This is a genomic window from Streptococcus parapneumoniae (assembly GCF_037076355.1).
GTDB lineage: Bacteria > Bacillota > Bacilli > Lactobacillales > Streptococcaceae > Streptococcus > Streptococcus parapneumoniae.
In genome coordinates this window covers 2,147,290-2,168,901 of the sequence record NZ_AP026968.1, presented here as the reverse complement: position 1 = coordinate 2,168,901, position 21,612 = coordinate 2,147,290, and the positions used below count along the sequence as shown (strand labels likewise).

The 21,612-nt window shown below is 35.8% G+C and carries 18 protein-coding genes; 14 read left to right on the top strand and 4 right to left on the bottom strand.

Annotated elements, in window-relative coordinates; all coding sequences use genetic code 11:
* Nucleotides 1-58: 58 nt before the first annotated feature.
* The 7 genes from SP4011_RS10805 to SP4011_RS10775 all read left to right on the top strand — a co-directional run bounded on the left by SP4011_RS10805 (nucleotide 59) and on the right by SP4011_RS10775 (nucleotide 12,608).
* Complete coding sequence (locus SP4011_RS10805; RefSeq protein WP_138704746.1) at nucleotides 59-646, top strand: hypothetical protein; 588 nt, start codon at nucleotides 59-61, stop codon at nucleotides 644-646.
* Nucleotides 647-660: 14 nt separating this feature from the next.
* Nucleotides 661-1,005 (top strand): hypothetical protein, encoded by a 345-nt coding sequence (locus SP4011_RS10800; protein ID WP_050242788.1) that lies wholly within the window; start codon nucleotides 661-663, stop codon nucleotides 1,003-1,005.
* Nucleotides 1,005-1,439 carry a protein-export chaperone SecB gene (locus tag SP4011_RS10795; RefSeq protein WP_023937337.1) on the top strand — a complete coding sequence of 145 codons (435 nt, stop codon included), beginning with the start codon at nucleotides 1,005-1,007 and terminating at the stop codon, nucleotides 1,437-1,439. Before SP4011_RS10800 ends, SP4011_RS10795 begins: the two co-directional genes overlap by 1 nt.
* A gap of 595 nt (nucleotides 1,440-2,034) precedes the next feature.
* Nucleotides 2,035-8,289: a DUF1542 domain-containing protein gene (locus SP4011_RS10790; protein WP_338619310.1), complete on the top strand. Its 6,255-nt coding sequence runs from the start codon at nucleotides 2,035-2,037 to the stop codon at nucleotides 8,287-8,289.
* An 870-nt stretch (nucleotides 8,290-9,159) separates the two neighbouring features.
* Nucleotides 9,160-10,089, top strand: coding sequence for an ABC transporter permease (locus SP4011_RS10785; RefSeq protein WP_049552653.1), 930 nt, complete (start codon nucleotides 9,160-9,162; stop codon nucleotides 10,087-10,089).
* 13 nt (nucleotides 10,090-10,102) lie between these two features.
* Entirely contained in the window at nucleotides 10,103-11,026 is a 924-nt protein-coding gene (locus SP4011_RS10780; RefSeq protein ID WP_000818348.1) for a carbohydrate ABC transporter permease, read from the top strand.
* A gap of 103 nt (nucleotides 11,027-11,129) precedes the next feature.
* Nucleotides 11,130-12,608: an ABC transporter substrate-binding protein gene (locus SP4011_RS10775; RefSeq protein WP_338619309.1), complete on the top strand. Its 1,479-nt coding sequence runs from the start codon at nucleotides 11,130-11,132 to the stop codon at nucleotides 12,606-12,608.
* Nucleotides 12,609-12,753: 145 nt separating this feature from the next.
* Here SP4011_RS10775 and SP4011_RS10770 read toward each other — a convergent pair whose 3' ends face one another.
* Nucleotides 12,754-13,140 carry a hypothetical protein gene (locus tag SP4011_RS10770; protein ID WP_225904702.1) on the bottom strand — a complete coding sequence of 129 codons (387 nt, stop codon included), beginning with the start codon at nucleotides 13,138-13,140 and terminating at the stop codon, nucleotides 12,754-12,756.
* 183 nt (nucleotides 13,141-13,323) lie between these two features.
* Here SP4011_RS10770 and SP4011_RS10765 point away from each other — a divergent pair, with 183 nt between their 5' ends.
* The 3 genes from SP4011_RS10765 to SP4011_RS10755 are packed head-to-tail and all read left to right on the top strand — an operon-like array spanning nucleotide 13,324 to nucleotide 15,755.
* Nucleotides 13,324-13,671: a LytTR family DNA-binding domain-containing protein gene (locus SP4011_RS10765; protein ID WP_112444768.1), complete on the top strand. Its 348-nt coding sequence runs from the start codon at nucleotides 13,324-13,326 to the stop codon at nucleotides 13,669-13,671.
* Nucleotides 13,668-14,417: a response regulator transcription factor gene (locus tag SP4011_RS10760; RefSeq protein WP_173249820.1), complete on the top strand. Its 750-nt coding sequence runs from the start codon at nucleotides 13,668-13,670 to the stop codon at nucleotides 14,415-14,417. Before SP4011_RS10765 ends, SP4011_RS10760 begins: the two co-directional genes overlap by 4 nt.
* 3 nt (nucleotides 14,418-14,420) lie before the next feature.
* Nucleotides 14,421-15,755, top strand: coding sequence for a sensor histidine kinase (locus SP4011_RS10755; RefSeq protein WP_338619307.1), 1,335 nt, complete (start codon nucleotides 14,421-14,423; stop codon nucleotides 15,753-15,755).
* 106 nt (nucleotides 15,756-15,861) lie between these two features.
* Here SP4011_RS10755 and blpC read toward each other — a convergent pair whose 3' ends face one another.
* Genes blpC through blpA form a run of 3 tightly spaced genes read right to left on the bottom strand, consistent with a single transcriptional unit; the run spans nucleotide 15,862 to nucleotide 19,584 of the window.
* Nucleotides 15,862-16,002, bottom strand: coding sequence for a quorum-sensing system pheromone BlpC (gene blpC / locus SP4011_RS10750; RefSeq protein ID WP_112444774.1), 141 nt, complete (start codon nucleotides 16,000-16,002; stop codon nucleotides 15,862-15,864).
* 56 nt (nucleotides 16,003-16,058) lie between these two features.
* Nucleotides 16,059-17,420 (bottom strand): bacteriocin secretion accessory protein, encoded by a 1,362-nt coding sequence (locus SP4011_RS10745; protein WP_338619305.1) that lies wholly within the window; start codon nucleotides 17,418-17,420, stop codon nucleotides 16,059-16,061.
* A gap of 10 nt (nucleotides 17,421-17,430) precedes the next feature.
* Nucleotides 17,431-19,584 carry a peptide cleavage/export ABC transporter BlpA gene (gene blpA / locus SP4011_RS10740; protein WP_338619304.1) on the bottom strand — a complete coding sequence of 718 codons (2,154 nt, stop codon included), beginning with the start codon at nucleotides 19,582-19,584 and terminating at the stop codon, nucleotides 17,431-17,433.
* 309 nt (nucleotides 19,585-19,893) lie between these two features.
* Between blpA and SP4011_RS10735 the strand changes: the two genes are divergently transcribed.
* The 4 genes from SP4011_RS10735 (at nucleotide 19,894) to blpZ (ending at nucleotide 21,099) form a co-directional block, all read left to right on the top strand.
* Nucleotides 19,894-20,121 (top strand): Blp family class II bacteriocin, encoded by a 228-nt coding sequence (locus SP4011_RS10735; RefSeq protein ID WP_164226314.1) that lies wholly within the window; start codon nucleotides 19,894-19,896, stop codon nucleotides 20,119-20,121.
* Nucleotides 20,122-20,172: 51 nt separating this feature from the next.
* The gene (locus tag SP4011_RS10730) at nucleotides 20,173-20,547 is read left to right on the top strand and encodes an immunity protein (protein WP_173213199.1); all 375 of its coding nucleotides are present in this window, start codon (nucleotides 20,173-20,175) and stop codon (nucleotides 20,545-20,547) included.
* 5 nt (nucleotides 20,548-20,552) lie between these two features.
* Entirely contained in the window at nucleotides 20,553-20,771 is a 219-nt protein-coding gene (locus SP4011_RS10725; RefSeq protein ID WP_173213201.1) for a hypothetical protein, read from the top strand.
* 79 nt (nucleotides 20,772-20,850) lie between these two features.
* Entirely contained in the window at nucleotides 20,851-21,099 is a 249-nt protein-coding gene (blpZ, locus tag SP4011_RS10720) for an immunity protein BlpZ (RefSeq protein WP_112444786.1), read from the top strand.
* The last annotated feature ends 513 nt before the right edge of the window (nucleotides 21,100-21,612 follow it).

Genomic DNA, 21,612 nt, shown 5'->3' with positions numbered 1-21,612 from the left:
GTTGAATTATCTAAGCTTTAACAGTATAATTAAGCTAGTAGCTTCATCAGGAGGTTCTATGCTACAATATAGTGGGTGGCACGGCACCACCAATAAAAGGAAAGAAAAGATTCTATCTGCTGGGTTTTCTTATGAGAAATATAAACCTGGTATTCATAAACAGAGACATCCGAACGATTTGGGTAATGGTATTTACTTTTTTCTACCTTTTAACAAAGATACTGGTAAAACGATTGCTTCTGCTTATGTCGCAAAGTATAAGTCATTTGAACTAAGCAAACCTGGGGTTAGGCCTGAGTTAATTCATGCTAAAATCACCCTAAAATCTATAGATAAGATTTTTATTTTAGATAACCCAAAAAACCAAAGGTTATTAGAGGAATATCGACAAGCGGCATCTATTCAAATTGAACGTGAGATTGCAGGTATTTCAGGTAGCGGAGCCAAAAATAGAGCTACTCTTCTTAACCAAAATCAAGGATTAATTATTGAACTGTTGCTTGATTTAGCGTCTCAGCATGGGAAGAATTATGAAGCAGTGCAGTCCAAAACATATACTGCTATTCCATCTTTACCAGTAATTGACGGAAAGAATGGAGAAGAAATCTGTATCCGTGATTTAAATTGTATTACAAACATTTTATAAATAAGGAGGCTTTTATGAGTTTATTGTCAAACTTTTTAGGAACTGAAGAATTTTCTTTGATGGATTCTCCAATGTTCCAAGAATTAGTTGAAAATATTAAGGCCAACAAAATTTATTCAGTAAACAATGAATTTGCTTATGATTTGAATATATCAGGAAGTCTTAAAAAATATAAAGATGAAATCCATTTTACTCCTCAATTAAATAATCAAAAAGAGTTTGATGATTTGAATTCTGTAACTAAAGTAAATGCAATGCCTGAATATAATATAAAAAACAAGAAGTCATGTTTTTCATATTTACCAATAGATTCTGAAAACTTAATTACAACAAAAGAAAATAGTGAGGTGGCAGCTTAATGTCCTCTTTACAATTTAAAGATTATTTTTTAAATGAAGTATCATACCGAAGAAATCCTAGTTTTGACCAAACAAATAGTACTATTAATTTACATCCTGAATTGTCTGCACAGATTTTAATAAGAAAATCTGAAAACCTTGCTTATGTTAACTTGATAACAAAGCAAGGAAATATAGATTCAGATGATTCTGCTTTTGAGCTTATTGTAGATATTGTTGGAGAATTTTCATTTATATATGACGAGACAGAATTTGATATTGATTTTGAAACTTTTCTTAAAGAGAATGGCTTAGCAATTCTTTGGTCCTATATTCGGCCTATCGTATCTGATATGATTACTCGGGGTAATGAGTTCCCCAACTTCATATTGCCTGTCGTTAACATTAAAAAAATGCTTGAAGACAAAGATTCTATCAAGTTAACATACGAATAAAAACAGTGTATGTATTTTTCAAAGCTCCAATGAAATGCTTTCACATTTAAAAGGTATTCGGAGAACTATAAATCAAAATTGTGATAAAAATAAATAGGATCAAAGAGTTTTGTATGATAGTAGTTTCAATTTAAACTCTACCTTCTTCGAGACTCAGCTATCAATGAAAATCACCAGAAGGGCAGTATTTTAACGGCTCTTCTGGTGGTTTTTGAATTGTTTGGTTAGTGTGAGATATGAATAATTTGGGGTTTAATATTCTTCGAAAATCTCTTCAAACCACGTCAGCTTCCATCTGCAACCTCAAAACAGTGTTTTGAGTAACCTGCGGCTAGCTTCTTAGTTTGCTCTTTGATTTTCATTGAGTATAAAAACAAGAACACCTTGCCTGGCGCAGGGTGTTTCGCGTGAAACAGAAGAATTGGATAAGATACATCATATCAAGCTTAGTTCATAACATTTGATTTATAAAACAAAAAAGAGTATAATAAATTATGCCAGTCTAAAATATGCATAAATATTTTAGGGGGGGCTTTTTATTTGTCCTTCCATTATATATTAACCGATAATTATCGGAAAAGGAGCAAAATAATATATGTTTTATAAAGGTAATGAAGATAGAGAAAAGCGCTTGCGGTTTTCGATTCGTAAGGTTAGTTTTGGTGCTGCTAGTGTTGCAGTAGCAGCCTTGTTCATGTTTCCAGGAAATGGGACAGTGTCTGCCACAGAGCAAGGTGTAACCCCAACTAATGAGGGAAGACAAGGCTCGCCACTGAAAGATCCAGATGTCCAGAATGGAACCTACGGGGCGACTCCAGTAGTCAGTCAGTTGGATGGAAATTCTGGTAGCAGTGAGACTACTGCTCCGAAAGATCAAGAAGAAACAACTACTCCAACATCTACTGATGCAAGCGCATCATCAGTCGAATCACCTACTGTTTCAAAAGAGAAAGAAGAAACATCTACTACTGCCACTCCAGCGCCAGTAGTATCATCTACTGCTTCAGCAACAGAAAAAGCAGAAGAAAAAGCTACATCTGACTTGGATAAAAAACAGCTGGAAGATTACGTAGCAGAAATTGATGCTAAATTAGCCTCAGGTAGCTATGCGACTAAGACAGATGAAAGTGTCGCAACCCTTAAAGAACATTTAGAATTAGCAAAACTTGCCCTAACAACAGCCACAAGTCAAGACGAGTTGACAAAAGCTTATAGAAGACTCTTTATGACAGCGAGCAGCGGTTTACGTAGTAAGCCTAAAGCCCAAGTGGAAAGTCCTAAACTAGATACCACAGAAGGAAAAGCGACTGTCGGTAAGAAAGCAAGCAATACTGAGAAAGCTACAGGAACCAACTCTATTGCAAACTCAGGACAACATGATCCACGTAATAGACAAGCCCTAGATAGAAATAATCCATTCCGAACAGGTGAGACAACGACTGATACTGATCCATCAGCAAACCAGACTTACACAGCACCAAGAGTAAAAGCAGGATTAGATGAATTAACAGAAAAATTATTAAATTTACCGGAAAGAATTCAAAATAATGATAGTATAAAAGATGGTGCGATTAATAAATTAGGAGCTGAAAAAAATGTTGAAGTAGGTCATGTAAAAGAAATTAATGATTTTGGCGGCTGGAAAGCAGTCGGAGATGGGAAATTTGCGATTGGTAGAAAAACTAAGTATGGAACATTTCCTATAGAAACTATTAATTCATTATTGAATGATACTATCTATCTTAGAGAACAGTCTTTTGATAAGACGCAAGACTATATGCTTTTCTTAACAAAGGCTAGAACAAGAGCAAACTCAAATGAAGAAGCTTTTGATGGAAGTGCATATAAGTACAAAGATGAAGGACTTGAAATTGCTAAAGCAGTTAAAGGTTTTGATGGGATTGAGAAGACTTTTAAAGCTTACTCATCTGAAGATGGTTCGAGGGTAAAGGTAAGCTTTAAACCTGGATATACAGGAGATATTGATGGTAAAAAAGCTAAATATAAAGTAGAGGTATTTAGTATAAAAGAAGGGGTGGAGAAGAAAATATATTCCACTGAGTTTTATCCAGATAAATCTGTTAAAGATGCAGATAAAACGGTGATAGCAGCAAAAGACGGAACAAATGCCGTATTAACTAGAGTGTCAAGTACAGGAAGTGATGCTACAAAGCCCAGTGATACACGAAGAAATTATATAGGGAGAGATGAGGTAGAAAAACGTTTAGCAAACCCTGCTAATTTACCTAATGGTACAGAAGGTACTTTTACAAGTAGAGATATTGAATTAGAAAAAGGTGTCGATTCGTACAAAGTTAGAATTAGTTCAGCGGATAACAATAGAGTAGGGATGAGTTATCAAGCTTGGGATTTAAAATATGCATTACCAATTTCATCGTTAGACTTTTCAATTGATCAAGACACAAATAATGTTGCTAAAAATCTTTTACAAAAGGTTTATGATAAACTGCTTGAAACTCGTGATTCAGATAAAAGAGGAAAAACCCCTGAAACACAACAAGCTTATCAGAATCAATTAGATGCTATTAATCAATTATTAGCTGGAGAATTAAAATCAACAGCAGAATATAAGAAAATCTTAAATGTTACGTTGCAAAAACAAGCAGAGTTGAAAGTTGACAAATCAACCTTAACAAGTTCAAAAGCTTCTTTAGATGATTTAGTAAATGACGATCCAACTCCAGGTAAGACTCCAGAAACCGTTGCCGCTTATAACCAAGCTAAAACTGCCGCAGAACAAGAAGCTGAAAAGGCAAAAGCAGTTATAGACAGTGATACAGCAACTGTTGATGAAGTAGCCCAAGCTGTGGCTAATGTAACGGCCAAAAGAGCAGAATTAACAGCAGCTAGAGCACTTTTAGTAGTTGCAGCGTCTGATGACCAAAAGACTAAATTACAAAATGACTCGGAGGCGTTGAAAGAAGCAGATAAGACAGGTAAAACGCCGAAGAGTATAAAAGAATATGAGGATAAATATAAAACATTAGAAGCTGCATTAACTGCCGCAAAAGAAAAAGCAAAAACAGTACTAGATAAAACAGTAAACGCAGGTGAAGTAGAAGCAGCGTATGCTCAAATTGAAGTTGATAAAATCAAAGCTGAATTAGATAAAGCAGCTACCCTATTGAAAGATAAAGGAAACACAACTGAATTAGAACAGGCTAAAAATGATTTAAATGATTTCATAAACCAGCAAACAACAGCAAGGGTGACAGAAGGTCAAACAAAAGATAGTCAAGATGCTTATACTACTGCAAAAGCTGCCGCAGATAAAGCGGTAACTGATGCACAAGCTGTAATTGCTAGTGAAAATTCAACAGTTGAAGATGTAGCAAATGCATTAGCTGATATTAAAGTTAAAAGAGCAGCGTTAGAAGTAGCTAAAAAGAATTTAGTCCCCGCAGCGACAGAAGCTCAAAAAGCAAAATTAGAAAAAACTGTAGCAAAACTAGTAGAAGCAAGTACGGAAGGAAAAACTCAAGACAGTATTAATACGTATAACGAAAGAATACGAGAACTAACAGAAGAACTAAATCAAGCCAAAGCTGCGGCAGATAAAATCAAAACAGATGGAGTGAATGCAACTAAATTAGCTGCACTTGAAGCACAAGAAGCAGTCAATACAGTGCTAGAAAAACTAGAAACAGCCAAAGAAGCGTTAGTAGAAAAAGCAACAGACGAGCAAAAAACAGCCTTAGAAGGAGCAGACGCAGCCTTAACACCAATTGCAGAAAATACACTAACTGGAGTTAAAACACCAAATAGTATCGAAGCATATAATCAAGCTGTAGCAGCAATCCAAGCAGACTTAACGCAAGCCAAAGCGAAAGCAGCAGAACTAGTAGAAAAAGCTAAAGATAATAATGCGACAAAAGCAGACGCAACAGTAGCATTAGCCAAAGTAGAAGAGCTAAAAGCAAAACTAGCAGAAGCAAAAGGCTTACTAAAAGACAAAGCAAATACAACAGAGTTAACAAACGCAAAAGAAGCACTAAAAGCATTAGCCGCAACAGAAAATGTCACAGCAGGAAAAACAAAAGAAACAGCAGACAAATATGATGCAGCAAAAGTGGAGGCAGATCAAGCGGTTAAAGATGCAGAAACACTAATTGCAGATCCAAATGCGACACCAGAACAAGTAGCAACAGCCCTAGCGAATGTTAACACTAAGAAAGCAGCGTTAGAAAAAGTCAAAGAAGCGTTAGTAGATAAAATAACTCAAGACCAAAAAGATGAGTTAGCGAATGCTGATGAGGATCTTAAATTAGCAGATAAGACTGGTAAAACGAATGATAGTATCAAAGCTTATAATGATGAAGTTGGCAAACTAAGTGCAGAATTAGAAGCAGCGAAGCAAGCAGCTAAAGATTTATTAGCTAAAGGAGATAATGCTGGTGAATTAGAAGCTTACAGACTTCAAGCTAAGATTAGCAAGTTGAAATCTAAACTAGCAACAGCAGCAAAACTTCTAAAAGATATTGATAAATCAGCTGTTAAGAAAGAAGTTGAAGAAGCTGCTAAGAATGCAACGGATGCTATTGAAGCGAATGTAGATTTGACAGCTGAACAAAAAGAAGCAGCGAAAGCAAAAGTAGCGGAAGAAGTAAATAAAGCAATTGCTGCAATTGATGATGCAACAACGGAAGATGATGTTACAGCAGCTAAAAATGCAGGTAAATTAGCAATTGCTAAGGAAGCAGCCAAAGCAGAACTAGAAGCAGCTCAAGCGATTAAAGAAAAAGCGATTGCTGGTAACGAGAAACTTTCTGATGACGAAAAACAAGCCGTTAAAGAACAAGTTCAGAATATTGTAGATGAAGCTAAGAAAGCTATAGATGCTGCAACAGAGCAAGTAGCGGTAGATAATGCAAAAACAACTGGTAAAGAGGCTATAGATGCACTAAATCCAGTAGGAAAAGAAAAAGCATTAGATGAAATCCAAAAAGTAACAGAAGCTAAGTTAGAAGCAATTGATAAGAACGAGAAATTATCAGAAAAAGAAAAAATCAAAGCGAAAGCAGAAGTTGCAAAAGCTGCCATTGCTGTAGTGGAAGCTATCAATGAAGCAACAGATCAAGCAACAGTAGATACCAAAGTGACGGAAGGTACTAAGGCTATCTCATCAGTTGCGGAAGTTGGAAAAGATCAGGCTAAGGCAGCAATAGACTCAGCCCTATCTGCTAAGGAAACTGCAATCGACGCCAACGATAAACTTTCAGACGCAGAAAAATCAGCAGCCAAAGCAGCAGCTAAGAAAGCGGCAGAAGATGTTAAGAAAGCTATTGAATCAGCTACAACACAAGCAGAAGTAGATGCCAAAGTGACGGAAGGAAGCCAAGCTATCTCATCAGTTGCAGAAGTTGGAAAAGACAAGGCTAAGGCAGCAGTAGACTCAGCCCTATCTGCTAAGGAAACTGCAATTGACAGCAACGCTAAACTTTCAGACGCAGAAAAATCAGCAGCCAAAGCAGTGGCTAAGAAAGCGGCAGAAGATGCTAAGAAAGCTATTGAATCAGCTACAACACAAGCAGAAGTAGATGAAGCTAAAACAACAGGAATAACAGCTATATCAGCAGTAAATCCAGTAGGGAAAGAGAAAGCCCTAGCAGAAATTGAGACAGCTTTAGCAGAAAAATCAAAAGCGATTGATGCAAGAACTGATTTATTGACAGCAGAAAAAACTACTGCCAAAAAAGCCGCAGAATCAGAAGCAGAAACAGCTAAGGATGCGATTCGTAAGGCAATGAGTCAAGACGATGTTGCTAAAGTAACGGAAGTTGGAAAAGCTAATATTGCAAAGATTGATCCAGTAGGTGCAAAAGCAGAATTTAAGAAAGCTGTTAAAGAAGTACTGGCAGATAAGCTGAAAGAAATCGATGCGAGAACAGATTTAACTTTGGAAGAAAAAGATAAGAAAAAAGAGTCGGTAAGAGAAGAAGCGGAAGCAGCTAATATTGCAATCGATAGCTCCACAACCCAAGCAGAACTCGATAAAGTTCTCAGAACCTTCTTATACCAAGTTGATCAAGATGCACTTGTAGCTGATCTTCCAGAATTAAAACTAGAAGACGCCCTGAAAGCTTTAATCAATGGAGTAGTGAAAGTTGAACGCGGTACAGCCCTTTCCCAAGCAGATGTGTTAGCGAAATTAGATTTACCAGAAGAAATCTCAGTCATCAAGATGGTATTGCCTGATACGAATACTATCGGTACTAAAATTGCTACAGTGACATTAAGACTAGCGGATGGAAGTGTACAAAAACTTGAAGTTCCAGTTGAAGTGATTTCACCAAACAATCAAGATATGATACCTCCATATAATGGTGGAAACTACGGCCCTTCTGCCGATAACGGAATGACGAACACTCAAGCCAAAGTGAATAAATCCAAGTTAGAAAGTGCTATTCATCAGCTAGATGAGCTAATCATCCAAGAATCAGCTAAGCTTGATGCAGAAACTGCAAAAGAAGCGAATGCATTATCAGCAGATGCTAAGAAAGTATTTGCTAACGCAGACGCAAGTCAAGCAGAAGTGGATGCAATGGTGAAACGTATCGAAGACTTTATGGCGAAACTTACTCCAGTAGCTGACCATGTAACTCCAGCTGAGGATCAAGCATCTCAAACACCAGCTGTAGCTCCAGCTACTGCTCAAGCAGCGAATGCCAACCAAGAAGCATCAGCACAAGCAAATGCGCCTAAAGAATCTAAAGAATTGCCAAATACAGGTACAGCAGATTCTACTGTAGCTATGGTAGCAGCTGCCGCAAGTGCCTTACTTGGTCTTGGTCTTGTAGGACGTCGTCGTAAAGAAGACGAAGAAGCTTAATTGGTAGATTGTTTGATAATTATCAGATGATAAGTCCGATTTTCAAAGCTGAAACAAGTACCTCTCATAAGAAAATCTCCTAGTAGGAAAGCCTGCTAGGAGATTTTTGCATGTCAGGAAGTGGACGGCAAACTATAACCGTTCAATAACGAGGTATATTGAAAAATTTTCAGACTCGAGAACTCACTGATAGTTACTAAGCTGGAGATTTCTTATTTGCACTTTTTGTAGGGAGTCAGTCTGGGAGAAATCAGACACTATAATGAACTGAGTCTGGACTAGTACAATATCGCTTCTAAAACATTGTTATAAATTGATTTGGCCTTGCCTTATACTCAATGAAAATCAAAGAGCAAACTAGGAAGCTAACTGCAGGTTGCTCAAAACACTGTTTTGAGGTTGCAGATGGAAACTGACGTAGTTTGAAGAGATTTTCGAAGAGTATTAGCTTTCTAAAAAAGTTGAGAAAAGTAGTACCTTTATTTTTAGACAGATCTCATGATGAGTTTTGAGAAAAAACGTTAAAAAGAGAAGAACGCCTATGGTCAAAAGTCTAAGGAACTTGATAATAGGCTTGTTTTCTAAAAATAGTGGGCTTCATTGCTCCTAAAATTTTGTTTGAGAGAGCTAGCACAGGGTAACAGAGTGACGCCATCACTGGGCTAATAGAGATAAAATAAACAATTGATTTAGGACATTTGTTTGATAGTGGTGATAAAGTTTTAAATCTGCTACATAATTTGTGGAGTTTTTTCTATAATTAGTAGTTTAACCTAACCTGCAAATAGGAGTATACTAATAATGTAATCGTTATCAAAAATCTAAAAAGGAATTTTTAGATGGATATCAAAATAAAAAAGGGAGGAAATTATGAATAAGTTTTCAAAAACCTTGAGAGACAACTGGATCTTTCTCTTGATGGTTTTACCAGGGGCACTCTGGTTGATTCTATTCTTCTACATTCCAGTATTTGGGAACGTGGTTGCCTTTAAAGACTACCACATGACCAGTAATGGTTTTATAGATAGTATCGTGAATAGTAAATGGGTCGGACTCGATAATTTCAGATTCTTATTTAGTTCAAAAGACGCCTTTATCATCACACGAAATACCGTCCTCTACAATCTCGGCTTTATCTTTATCGGTTTGATTGTATCTGTAGGGATTGCTATCATCTTAAGTGAACTCCGTTCTAAGAGAATGGTTAAGATCTTCCAAACTTCCATGTTGTTCCCTTACTTCTTGTCTTGGGTTATCATCAGTTTCTTTACAGATGCCTTCCTAAACATTGACAAAGGTGTGTTCAACCATTTCCTAGAATCTATCGGAATGAAGGAAATCAATTTCTACGCTGATTTGGGTATCTGGCCTTATCTCCTACTTTTCCTTGGTATTTGGAAAGGCTTTGGATATAGCAGTGTCATGTACTATGCGACAATCATGGGAATTGATCCAACCTACTACGAAGCAGCGACAGTGGATGGAGCCAGCAAATGGCAACGAATTCGCAATGTAACCATTCCGCAGCTGACACCGTTGGTAACCGTATTGACTATCCTGGCAGTCGGAAATATCTTCCGTGCAGACTTCGGTCTTTTCTACCAAATCCCTCACAATGCTGGTCAGCTTTATAACGTAACCAACGTCTTGGACGTATATGTATATAATGGCTTGACCCAGACAGCGGACATCGGGATGGCTTCAGCAGCAGGTCTCTACCAATCAGTAGTCGGCTTGATTCTGGTGGTTCTATCAAACTTACTGGCAAGACGAGTTGATCCAAACTCAGCTTTGTTCTAGAAAGGAGGAGAATATGGCAGAAAAGAAAATTAAAAAAGAAAAAATTGATAATGTCGGCATTCACTCCTTCAGTAAGAAAGCAGATATCTTCTTCAGTATCATTTCGGGTTTGATTGCCCTCTCTTGTATCCTACCCTTCGTATTCGTTATCATTATTTCAGTGACGGACGAGAAAAGCCTCCTCCAATACGGCTACAGCTTCTTCCCATCCCAATTTGGATTAGACGGTTTTGAGTTCTTGGCACAGTTTAAGGATAAAATCTTACAAGCCCTCTTCATCTCAGTCTTTGTAACCGTAGTTGGGACATTTACAAATGTCTTTATCACAACAACCTATGCCTACGCTATTTCACGGACAACCTTTAAGTATCGCAGATTCTTTACTATCTTCGTCCTGCTCAGTATGTTGTTCAACGCTGGTTTGGTACCAGGTTATATCATGGTGACTCGTGTGCTTCAGCTTGGGGATACTGTTTGGGCCTTGATTGTTCCAATGCTTCTCTCACCATTTAACATCATCTTGATGCGTTCCTTCTTCAAGAAGACCATTCCAGAAGCCATTCTCGAATCGGCTCGTATCGATGGTGCCAGTGAGGCTCGGATTTTCTTCCAAATCTGTTTGCCATTGTCACTACCAGGTATCGCAACCATCACGCTTTTGACAGCTCTTGGTTTCTGGAATGACTGGTTCAACGCCCTTCTGTACATCAAGAGTGACAACTTGTATCCATTGCAATATTTGCTCATGCAAATCCAGCAAAATATGGACTACATTGCCAAAGCGGTCGGCTTGACTGGTCAACTGGGAGTTGCTCTACCGAAAGAAACAGGTCGTATGGCCATGGTTGTGGTCGCAACCCTTCCAATCGCGATTTTGTATCCATTCTTCCAACGCTACTTTGTAAAAGGTTTGACTATCGGTGGTGTGAAAGAATAGTGCTTATTGAGAAAGAACATTTCTCAGTTCCCAACTTCCCTTGTGTGAAGTTAAGATCATTACATTGTTTATAAGTTTAAAAATAAAAAAAGGAGTTTTTATCATGAAAAACTGGAAAAAATATGCTTTTACATCTGCTAGTGTAGTCGCTTTGGCTGCAGGTCTTGCTGCTTGTGGAAATTTGACAGGTAACAGCAAAAAAGCTGCTGATTCAGGTGACAAACCTGTTATCAAAATGTACCAAATCGGTGACAAACCAGACAACTTGGATGAATTGTTAGCAAATGCCAACAAAATCATCGAAGAAAAAGTTGGTGCCAAATTGGATATCCAATACCTTGGCTGGGGTGACTATGGTAAGAAAATGTCAGTTATCACATCATCTGGTGAAAACTATGATATTGCCTTTGCAGATAACTATATTGTAAATGCTCAAAAAGGTGCTTATGCTGACTTGACAGAATTGTACAAAAAAGAAGGTAAAGACCTTTACAAAGCACTTGACCCAGCCTACATCAAGGGTAATACTGTAAACGGTAAAATTTACGCTGTTCCAGTTGCAGCCAACGTTGCATCATCTCAAAACTTCGCCTTCAACGGAACTCTCCTTGCCAAATATGGTATCGATATTTCAGGTGTTACTTCTTACGAAACTCTTGAGCCAGTCTTGAAACAAATCAAAGAAAAAGCTCCAGACGTAGTACCATTTGCAGCTACTAAGAACTTCATCCCTTCTGAGAACTTTGACTACCCAGTAGCAAACGGTCTTCCATTCGTTATCGACCTTGAAGGGGATACTACTAAGATTGTAAACCGTTATGACGTTCCTCGTTTCAAAGAACACTTGAAGACTCTTCACAAATTCTATGAAGCTGGCTACATTCCAAAAGACGTCGCAACAAGTGACACTACATTTGACCTTCAACAAGATACTTGGTTCGTTCGTGAAGAGACAGTAGGACCAGCTGACTACGGTAACAGCTTGCTCTCACGCGTTGCTAACAAAGACATCCAAATCAAACCAATCACAAACTTTATTAAGAAAAACCAAACAACACAAGTTGCTAACTTTGTCATCTCAAACAACTCTAAGAACAAAGAAAAATCAATGGAAATCTTGAACCTCTTGAATACGAACCCAGAACTTTTGAACGGCCTTGTTTACGGTCCAGAAGGCAAGAACTGGGAAAAAATTGAAGGTAAAGAAAACCGTGTTCGCGTTCTTGATGGCTACAAAGGAAACACTCACATGAGTGGATGGAACACTGGTAACAACTGGATTCTTTACATCAACGAAAACGTTACAGATCAACAAATTGCAGATTCTAAGAAAGAATTGGCAGAAGCTAAAGAATCTCCAGCGCTTGGATTTATCTTTAACACTGACAATGTGAAATCTGAAATCTCAGCTATTTCTAACACAATGCAACAATTTGATACAGCTATCAACACTGGTACTGTAGACCCAGATAAAGCGATTCCAGAATTGATGGAAAAATTGAAATCTGAAGGTGCCTACGAAAAAGTATTGAACGAAATGCAAAAACAATACGATGAATTCTTGAAAAACAAAAAATCATAAGATCAATTGATTTCGTGTATTCATTCCTAACTCCTAAAATAAGAATCACTGCTTTCCTCAGGTTGGTCTGGGGAGGGCAGTGATTTTTTGAAAGTTGTTGAAGCCATGTATGCTGAGGAAATGTATAAAGACTACCAAACCTAATTTATTTCAGGTTATTATAAATACCATCTAAATATGAGTGAATTTCTTGTCGTATAGATTGTAAAGAATGATTTCTAGCTGTATCAATGACACCGAATATTCTGTAATGACTACGGAAAAGTTTATCATAATCAATGTAACTTCCTATGATGATAATGTTGGCAAATTCAGAACGGAGTCGTATATCTTCTATATAAGAATACATTGTATCTGAAGATAAAAACATTGATTTTATGATAAAATAGGTAGTAGTGTTATAGGAATAGATGATACGCCTAGAAACTATAATTCTCGTTTTTGTTGATAAGTTTTCTTTAATATAAGAATTGATGTCACTTGTGATGATATATCCTAATAATGAAAAATGTAGAATTTGAATTGTATCCATATTTCTCCTCTGGCTCTATCATATCAAAAACATCCGATAGAAGATGTCGAAATCTTAGATTGTATAACTGTTAGCATGAAATGTTGAAAAATAACCATTTATGATAACTCAGATACCTTTTAAGATTTTTTCCATCATAGGATACTAGTTTTGATATGATATAGGAGAGTAAGGAGGAAAAATATGCAAGAATATATTTTAAGCCAAGGCAGAGCAGTTGTTAAAGTGCCTCATTCTAAGGTTTACTATGTGACAACACATCCTACGAAGGCACATGCTGTTATTTTTATTACAGCTGATGGAGTATTTGAGAAGTATATGAGCCTAGCTAGAGTTGAGGAAATGAGTCTGGGGAAATTGTTCAGGTGTCATAGAAAGTTTCTTGTTAACTTATCCAAAGTAATAGGATTGAAGTATGAAACGAAGACCATTTTATTTATGGATGAAAGAGTATCGGATATTATCTGCTCTAGAAGATATTTTAAAACTGTAAAAGAAAGATGGTTAAATACTAAAGGAGACGAGAAATGAATATCTTTATATTAGAGGATGATTTTATACAGCAGACTAGGATGGAAAATCTGGTGTATGATATTTTAGAGAAGAATTGTTGGGAAGTAAAGCACTGTGGTGTTTATGGTAAACCGAATCAATTGTTAGAAGATATGATGGAACGTGGAGGTCATCAACTTTTCTTTTTGGATATTGAAATTAAAAACGATGTTAGAAAAGGGTTAGATATTGCTTTGGAAATCAGAGATAGAGATCCAAATGCAGTCATTGTTTTTGTAACAACTCATTCAGAATTTATGCCTGTTAGTTTTCAATATCAAGTATCAGCTTTAGATTTTATTGATAAGGAATTGCCTGAAAGCTCTTTTAGGGAACGTGTGGAAAAGGCAATCGCTTATGTTCACAAGAATAAACATCAACTAATGACTGAAGATTCTTTTGTGTTTACAAATTCTAAAGCACTCGTTCAGGTTCCATTTTCGGATTTGCTTTATATAGAAACGTCAATGATTCCTCATAAGCTAGTTCTTTATTCTATGAGAGAAAGAATAGAATTTTACGGTAAAATTTCTGATATATTGAAGCAAGAACCCAGATTGGTTCAGTGTCATCGTTCTTTTATTGTGAATCCTTATAATATCTCTTCAATAGATAAGGAAGAAAAACTAGTCTATTTGAAGAACGGGTCAAGTTGCCTAGTATCTAGGTTAAAAATGAGGGCATTGCTGAATATAGTTAAAGATTTACATGATAGTAAGGAGTAGTAAATGTCATTTGTGTTAGTATCTTTGAATTTTTACATATTTTTATTTCTTCATGCAAAAATTTATGGCTATCAATTGACTATAAAGAGATCTTTAGAGTTATTGTTTTTCTATTTTTTATTAGAGTTTTTACTTTTAACCTTGATTAAGATGTTCTATATCCCTGTTGTTATTACAGTACTAGATTATCCCATCTTTTTTATTATCTATACATTGTTGTTGGATAAAAAGAAATACAGTCTGATATCGACACTTTTTTATGCTCTGTTTCCTATCACATTTTGGTCGATCATCTATGATTTTTTTGTTGATTTTATTATTCCTAATTTTGCTAGTTTAACAGACATATATGTTTATTACGATGCCACCATTTTCTCAATTTTAGCAAGTCTCCTATCTTTGCTTATAATAAAAGTTTTTCAGTATGATTTTAGCTATTTAAGAAGTAAAGTGTTGGATAAACATCTGGATCAAATAATGAGGATTGCTAATGCTGCAATGTTGGGTTATTTTATCCTTATTCCTTTTATTGGTTACATTAAAAACAGCCTGAATTTATCTGTAAATCATTATCAAGGAGCTATAACTGCAATCTATTTCTTTTTATTTATCTATTTTGTCAATATACTGGACAGAAATGTACGTGAGGAATTGCAAAAAGATTTAGTACTTCAAAAAGAGATTCAACTTCAAAATCTTAAGAGCTATAGTAAACAAGTAGAAGGACTTTATCAAGAGGTTAGAAGCTTTAGGCATGATTATGCAAATATCTTAACAAGTTTAAAGATAGGGATAGACCGAAAAGATATTGATTTAGTTGCTCAAATTTATGACAGTGTCTTGAAAGACTCAGGGAAAAATTTAAAAGATACAAAATTTGATGTAGTGAGATTGAGGAATATAGAGGATTTATCCTTGAAGAGTTTATTAATCTCAAAATTATCCGAGGCTCAGAGTTTACTAGTGCCAGTTTCTTTGGAAATAGAAAAACCAATCGTTATCAAAAAGATTGAGGAAATTGATTTTTTAACAGTTGTTTCTATATTGTTAGATAACGCGATAGAGGCCGCTGCAAGCGCCACTGTCGAGGAACCTCTAAGTGTTTGTTTTTTTGAAGATATGAGAAATAATAAGCAAGTTTTAATTATCCAAAATCCGACCCTAGATAGAGAGATTGATGTTACAAAAATATTTGAGAGAGGAATGTCGTCTAAAGGGCAGAATAGAGGAGTTGGTTTGTCTAATGTTAATAGTATTTTGACAAAATACCCAAATATCATTCTAAAAACTACAAGTTCTAATTTTAGATTTAAACAAGTCTTAGAGATAGAAGTATAGGTGGGGATGGGTGACTTGTATCTTCTATAATCTTTTCATGATAAAACGCATAGTATCAGTCATTTTGAAATCTGATATTATGCGTTTTTATAATTCTATAGATTTTTTATGGTTTGAAAGTAGTCCGTAATTTTAATGGTGTTGTTATAGTTTCATATAGCTCTTCCCACAATCCTCCACCTGTAATCTGGTTGAGTTCAGTAGTTGTTAGTTTTTGAAATGAAGTTAGGTTTTGTTTCTTATCCATGTTATGATTCTCCTTTTTGATAAGATAATAAATAGTTATAGAGTGTTATCTGAAAATTAATCAGAATGTGTTAAAATTTTATCTTTGAAATAATCAAAATATGTTTTCTTTGCAGTTACACTAGTGACGCGACCTTGTAAGCCGTATTGGATGAGTTTACTATCCTCATTAGATAGTTTTGCAAGAGCGGTTAGTTTAAAGAGATTGCCTTGCTCTGTTCTGGTAGGAGTTTGATCAATTGTCTGAAGTTGGCCGATGATGGTGGTGCCGTGATTTCCAATCTTCTCCAGTTTTAATCTTACAGTTTGTCCTTTATCTAGTAGAGGTAGATAGTCAGAAGATACGTAGTAAGTGATTAGTACTTCTCTTGTATCTGTGATGATAGGGAATATTTGAGCAATTTCTGTACCAGTTGGAATTCTATTTTTACCTTCAAATTCGCTGTTCAGATGAACGATACCTTTACTTGGAGCGGTTAAAGTATTGTTTTCTAAGCGCTGCGTTGCTTGATCTAGCTGTACTTTTAATTCTGTTAATTGATTCTCCACTGTTAGTTGTTGCTGTGAGGCTGTTTGTAAAAATTGAGTGCGGAGTACTTCAATTTTGGTTGCTAAACTGTTATCATAAGTTGCTACACTTCCGATACCAGCTTGCTGAATTTTGAGGCTTGCGATAGATGATTCAAGACCTGCAATACTTTGATTAATCTGAGATAAAAATGGCTCCTCTGCAGTTCCTTGTGTTTGTCTTTGTGAGGCTACAAGATAACGATTCAAAATTGACTGGTGCGGATTGCCAGTTGGTAAGCGAGCCCTTTTATTTATGATAGCATCACTCAGCTCCTGGTATTCTCCAATCTGCTGCTGAACTTTTGAAATTTCTTGTTCAATAGCTGATGAACTGCTATTGGCAAGATTAGCTTGATTTGAAACCTCAGTGTTAGTCTTTGTGATACCCAGTTCAATATCATGGGATTGTTTAGTAAAATTCCTAAAGGTATTATGGTAGCCAAACTCATCCTTGCCAGAAAAAAGATCAGTCGCTTTTTCTAAGCTTTGTTTCAAAATTCCAAGTCCTTCTTTTTGCTTCTCAAGTCTTTGTAATTGAGTTTCTAAGGCAGTTTTCTGACTTTCTTCCATTGTTTCAGAGTATTTGATGAGTAAGTCACCTTTTTCAACTACTTGATTTGCCACTAAATGATTAGCAAGGATAGGATTATCACTGGTTGACTGAATAGATGCAATGACACTTGTAGGGGCGATTTCTCCTTGGGAAGTAACAGTAATTTCTTTTGTGGCAACAAGGGAGAAAATCAAGATGAAAGTAAGTAGTAATGAAAGAGGTATAATTAACACTGTCGCATAGTTATGGTAACGTCTCTGATAAAACTCGACGCTTCTAAAAAGATTAGGATTCATGACATTCTCCTTATTTATTGAATAGATGATGGTAGAAACCTTGCGCCTGCATTAACTCTTGGTGACTACCCACTTCAATGATTTTCCCCTGGTCAAGAACAATGACACGGTTGGTTCGTTCGGCTATACTGAGACGATGGGCTACAAAGAGAATGGTTTTATCAGTTAGGGACATAAGATTATCTATAACTTTTTTCTCAGTCAAGACATCAAGACCGCTAGTAGCTTCATCCAGTATTAAAACAGGAGCTTTAGTTAAAAGAGCACGAGCGAGAGCGATTCGTTGCTTTTGTCCTCCTGATAGACCAGCTCCATCAGAGAGCTGAGTTTGATAGCCCATAGGCATTCTTTCAATGTCTTGACGGATTTCAGCTAATTCACAAGCTCTTAGAATATCTTCTTGACTAATCATATGATTACCACTCAAGGTTAAGTTTTCCAAAATAGAGCCATTAAAGATATAGGCTTGTTGGGGTAGGTAATTAATATGACGGCGCAAGACTTTTTTATCAATGTTTTTAATATCCTGATGATTGATGGAAATATGTCCTTTGTAGGGTTCAAAGAAATTGACAATCATTTTGGCTAAAGTTGTTTTACCAGAACCACTAACTCCAACTAGGCTAACCTTATCTCCTTGTTTAATCGTGAGATTAATATCTGTTAAGGTATCTCGTCCAAAACCATACTTATAAGAAAGATCATCAAATTCAATATCGCCCATCAAAAAATGTGAATGAACAGGGTTTTCTTGAACTTTAAATTCAGATTCGACTAGATAGACTTCGTTCAAACGGTTATTAGCGACCTTCGCAGATTGGAGTTTGGTTTGGAGGTTGATAATATTTTCCATAGGAGTTGTAAAGTAAGAAAGAAGTGTGTTAAAGGTAATCAGCTGACCGATAGAAATTTTACTCAATATGACTAATTGAGCGCCAAACCATAGGATAAGGATATTCAGAACTAATTTTGTTCCCTGCTTTAAACTCGTTTGTAAAATAGAATATTTACTGAGCTTAAAGGATTTTTCCAAATAATCTACAAATTCGCTGTCTATATTTTGATAGCGATTTTCTTCACTTGTGAGCGACTTTATAGTTTCAATCCCGTTGATATCTTCGATAATGGCAGAGCTAACCATAGAATTACTTTGCATGACATCATGGTTCATTTTTTCGAAAGGCTTCATAAAAGAAAAGATGATGAACATGTATATAGGAATAGAAATAAGAGAAAGAAGGAAGAGATTAGGGTTTTGTGCCAGTAAGACTCCCCCTACAAGAATCAGAATAGAAACATCCAGGAAAAGAGAAAGAATGGTAGAAGCCAAGGCATCTATAATAGAGTTAGCATCTGTGAACCGTGAAATGATTTCTCCTGTACGACGTGTCGCAAAGAAAGACATAGGAAGTTCAAAAATATGGCGAATATAGGATAAAATCACATCAATGCTTAATCTCTGGCTCAGAACGGTTAGGAGATAATCTCTGGAGAAGCTCATGACTTGTTGGAGGATATAGGTGATAACCAGACCAACTGAGATGATTCCTAAAGTTGATTTCATCTGATTTGGGATGTATTCATCTAAGATTCCTTGGAGATAATAAGAACCACCTATATTGATAATCGTGACCAATAAGCTTGAGAGAACAATGTAAGCAATGAGAGATTTTTGTTTGAAAATCAGAGGAAGGAAGCTTAGTAGACCATTCTTTTTATCTTTATGGGGTTGATAGCTGGGTTTGGGAGCTAGAAAAATAGCTACTCCAGTCCATTCAGAGAAAAAGCGTTCTTTTGACATTTTAGTGATTTTTACAGAAGGGTCAGGATCACCAATAATCAGATAGTCTTTCTTTGTTTGATAGACAACATAGTAATGTTGGAGTTTTCCTTCTTTGTTAACGTGAACGATAAATGGATAGGGGACATCACTCATGTCAAAGAGCGTTTTATCTGCTTGAACCGGTCTTGTTTCAAAGCCCATTTCATCAGCGGCTTTTACAATGCCAAGGGCAGTCGTTCCTTCTTTATTGGTCTTTGCAAGTTCTCTCAAGTGAGCTAGAGAAAAATCTGAACCATAGAATTTAGCAATCGAGGCTAAGGCAGCAACACCGCAGTCTCTCGCATCTATTTGAGGAACAAATGTACGTTTATAAGAAGTCATTGGCAATTCCTTTCATATAGTAGATAGGTATATTATGCCAAACTTTACTAAAAAACTTCTTGCTAAATCGTAAACGGTATTTATATTGTCATGAACAGTAATTTTTATTAAGTAAGATGAACCATTGATTTTTATAGTTGACGATAGTATATATTAGTTTTGGTCTTTGATAAAATTTATGAAAAACATTTCGTGATGAAAAAAAGACATTTTATGATTTTAAAGAAATGATATCAGTTAATTATGATATATTGATGTTGTCAAGGTTGCAACAAGACAAAAATTAAAAATAAAAAGGAGGTATTCATCATGAATACAAAAACAATGTCACAATTTTCTGTTATGGATAATGAAATGCTTGCTCGTGTTGAAGGTGGAGATAAAGTAGGGGCTGGAGAAGTTGTTCAAGCATTAGGAATTTGTACAATAGGAGGTGCAGCTCTGGGGAGTGTTATCCCAGTTGTGGGAACTCTTGCCGGCGGGGTTTTAGGAGCACAGTTTTGTACAGCGGCTTGGGGAGCTTTTAGAGCAAGTTAAACTTTTAGCGATATAGTAGATTGGAAATAGTAGTAAAAGGAGGTGATTTATATGAAATACAGATTATTTCTTATTATTTTCTTGAGTAGTGTTTTGGATATTCTTTTAGGTACATTTTTGAAAATCTCGAATGTATCGATTGGGTGGATTGTTCTCTACAGTGGCTTATTTGAAGCAGGAGTTTTCCTTCTTGCTAATAAAGGTTTGGCGGTAAAAATCAAGGAATCAGACATTCAAAAACGCTTTAAATTTATTTTTGGAAAAACGTTATGGTTTCAAATTCTTTTGCTCATCTTTTTGGCGGTAAAACTTTATCTTGGTTTGGATGAGAGACTGATTTTACTTTATGGAAATATTTTCATTGTCTTTAATGCCTTAGTTTATCTTTTGTCTACTAGCCAAATTAATTTAACAAAGAAAGTGTGAAAAGAATGGAACAATCAGTAAATAATTTTATCATTTTATCCGATGAAAAATTAACAATGATAACAGCTGGTGATAAACAACTTGCAGACAGATTTTTAAGTGGAGTAGGTGGTGCAGTTGAGGGGCTTTCGCTTTGTGCACAGACAATCCCCTTCCCAACTCCGCAGATTTATTTAATTTGTGCAGCTGGTGGGGCGGCAGCTTCAGTTTTATGGCCACATTAGAGGATTTAGTTAGGATATAGAATTATTAATCTGGGTATCTCTTTGCGCTTATACTCTCTATACTGTATAGGAACGTATCATGTATAAACACTTATTTTTTCCATATTCAAAAATCTTAGACTGGTTGACACCCTATATTCTAGTCTTGGCTTCTGACACCATTGCATTTAATGTTTTTGTGCTAACCTTTGTATCTGTAGTGGTTTTTTCTTTCCTGAATCCCATGCTAGCTTTTATAGCTATATTCTTAGGGGCTGGCTATGTTGTCGGATTTTGGTTATTAAAATGGTTTGTTTTAGAGAGATTGGAGGTAAAGGATGACTTGTAGGAAGGTGTACTTAGTGTTTAAGTGGTTATCTTTATGGTCGTTTTCAATAAAGATTATACCTTGTTTTTGATTTTTAGTATAGTAACGTCAAATGTAGCTCCTTACATTCATTCCTAACTCCTAAAATAAGAATCACTGCTTTCCTCAGGTTGGTCTGAGGAGGGCAGTGATTTTTTACCTTATTTAGATAATTATCCGAATTAGATGATATAAACAATATTAAAATGATAACAGGTGATTAAAATATTAAAATTTCTTATATCTTTATTAATTTTTATTAAGTAGATTTTTAGAATAAAGTAGCTTATAATAAGAGTACGATGAAAGCGCTTAACATTGTGAAAATTCATCTTGTTCTGATTTAAGAGATCTAAAGATACAAATTTTTAAGCAGTCGTATATAGATGTATGTCATTTACACAGTTCTATATACTTAAAAATTTATACAATGATCAATTTAAACGAGGTAGGTGAAAAAATGATAAAAGTTGTTCTCTATTCTTTTTAGGAACA

Coding starts and splice junctions, on each gene's coding strand:
- blpZ (WP_112444786.1), top strand. CDS start 20,851: ATGTATAAACACTTATTTTTTCCATATTCAAAAATCTTAGACTGGTTG.
- SP4011_RS10800 (WP_050242788.1), top strand. CDS start 661: ATGAGTTTATTGTCAAACTTTTTAGGAACTGAAGAATTTTCTTTGATG.
- SP4011_RS10790 (WP_338619310.1), top strand. CDS start 2,035: ATGTTTTATAAAGGTAATGAAGATAGAGAAAAGCGCTTGCGGTTTTCG.
- SP4011_RS10760 (WP_173249820.1), top strand. CDS start 13,668: ATGAATATCTTTATATTAGAGGATGATTTTATACAGCAGACTAGGATG.
- SP4011_RS10805 (WP_138704746.1), top strand. CDS start 59: ATGCTACAATATAGTGGGTGGCACGGCACCACCAATAAAAGGAAAGAA.
- SP4011_RS10785 (WP_049552653.1), top strand. CDS start 9,160: ATGAATAAGTTTTCAAAAACCTTGAGAGACAACTGGATCTTTCTCTTG.
- SP4011_RS10795 (WP_023937337.1), top strand. CDS start 1,005: ATGTCCTCTTTACAATTTAAAGATTATTTTTTAAATGAAGTATCATAC.
- SP4011_RS10730 (WP_173213199.1), top strand. CDS start 20,173: ATGAAATACAGATTATTTCTTATTATTTTCTTGAGTAGTGTTTTGGAT.
- SP4011_RS10755 (WP_338619307.1), top strand. CDS start 14,421: ATGTCATTTGTGTTAGTATCTTTGAATTTTTACATATTTTTATTTCTT.
- SP4011_RS10775 (WP_338619309.1), top strand. CDS start 11,130: ATGAAAAACTGGAAAAAATATGCTTTTACATCTGCTAGTGTAGTCGCT.
- SP4011_RS10780 (WP_000818348.1), top strand. CDS start 10,103: ATGGCAGAAAAGAAAATTAAAAAAGAAAAAATTGATAATGTCGGCATT.
- blpA (WP_338619304.1), bottom strand. CDS start 19,584: ATGACTTCTTATAAACGTACATTTGTTCCTCAAATAGATGCGAGAGAC.
- SP4011_RS10725 (WP_173213201.1), top strand. CDS start 20,553: ATGGAACAATCAGTAAATAATTTTATCATTTTATCCGATGAAAAATTA.
- SP4011_RS10770 (WP_225904702.1), bottom strand. CDS start 13,140: ATGGATACAATTCAAATTCTACATTTTTCATTATTAGGATATATCATC.
- SP4011_RS10765 (WP_112444768.1), top strand. CDS start 13,324: ATGCAAGAATATATTTTAAGCCAAGGCAGAGCAGTTGTTAAAGTGCCT.
- SP4011_RS10735 (WP_164226314.1), top strand. CDS start 19,894: ATGAATACAAAAACAATGTCACAATTTTCTGTTATGGATAATGAAATG.
- blpC (WP_112444774.1), bottom strand. CDS start 16,002: ATGGATAAGAAACAAAACCTAACTTCATTTCAAAAACTAACAACTACT.
- SP4011_RS10745 (WP_338619305.1), bottom strand. CDS start 17,420: ATGAATCCTAATCTTTTTAGAAGCGTCGAGTTTTATCAGAGACGTTAC.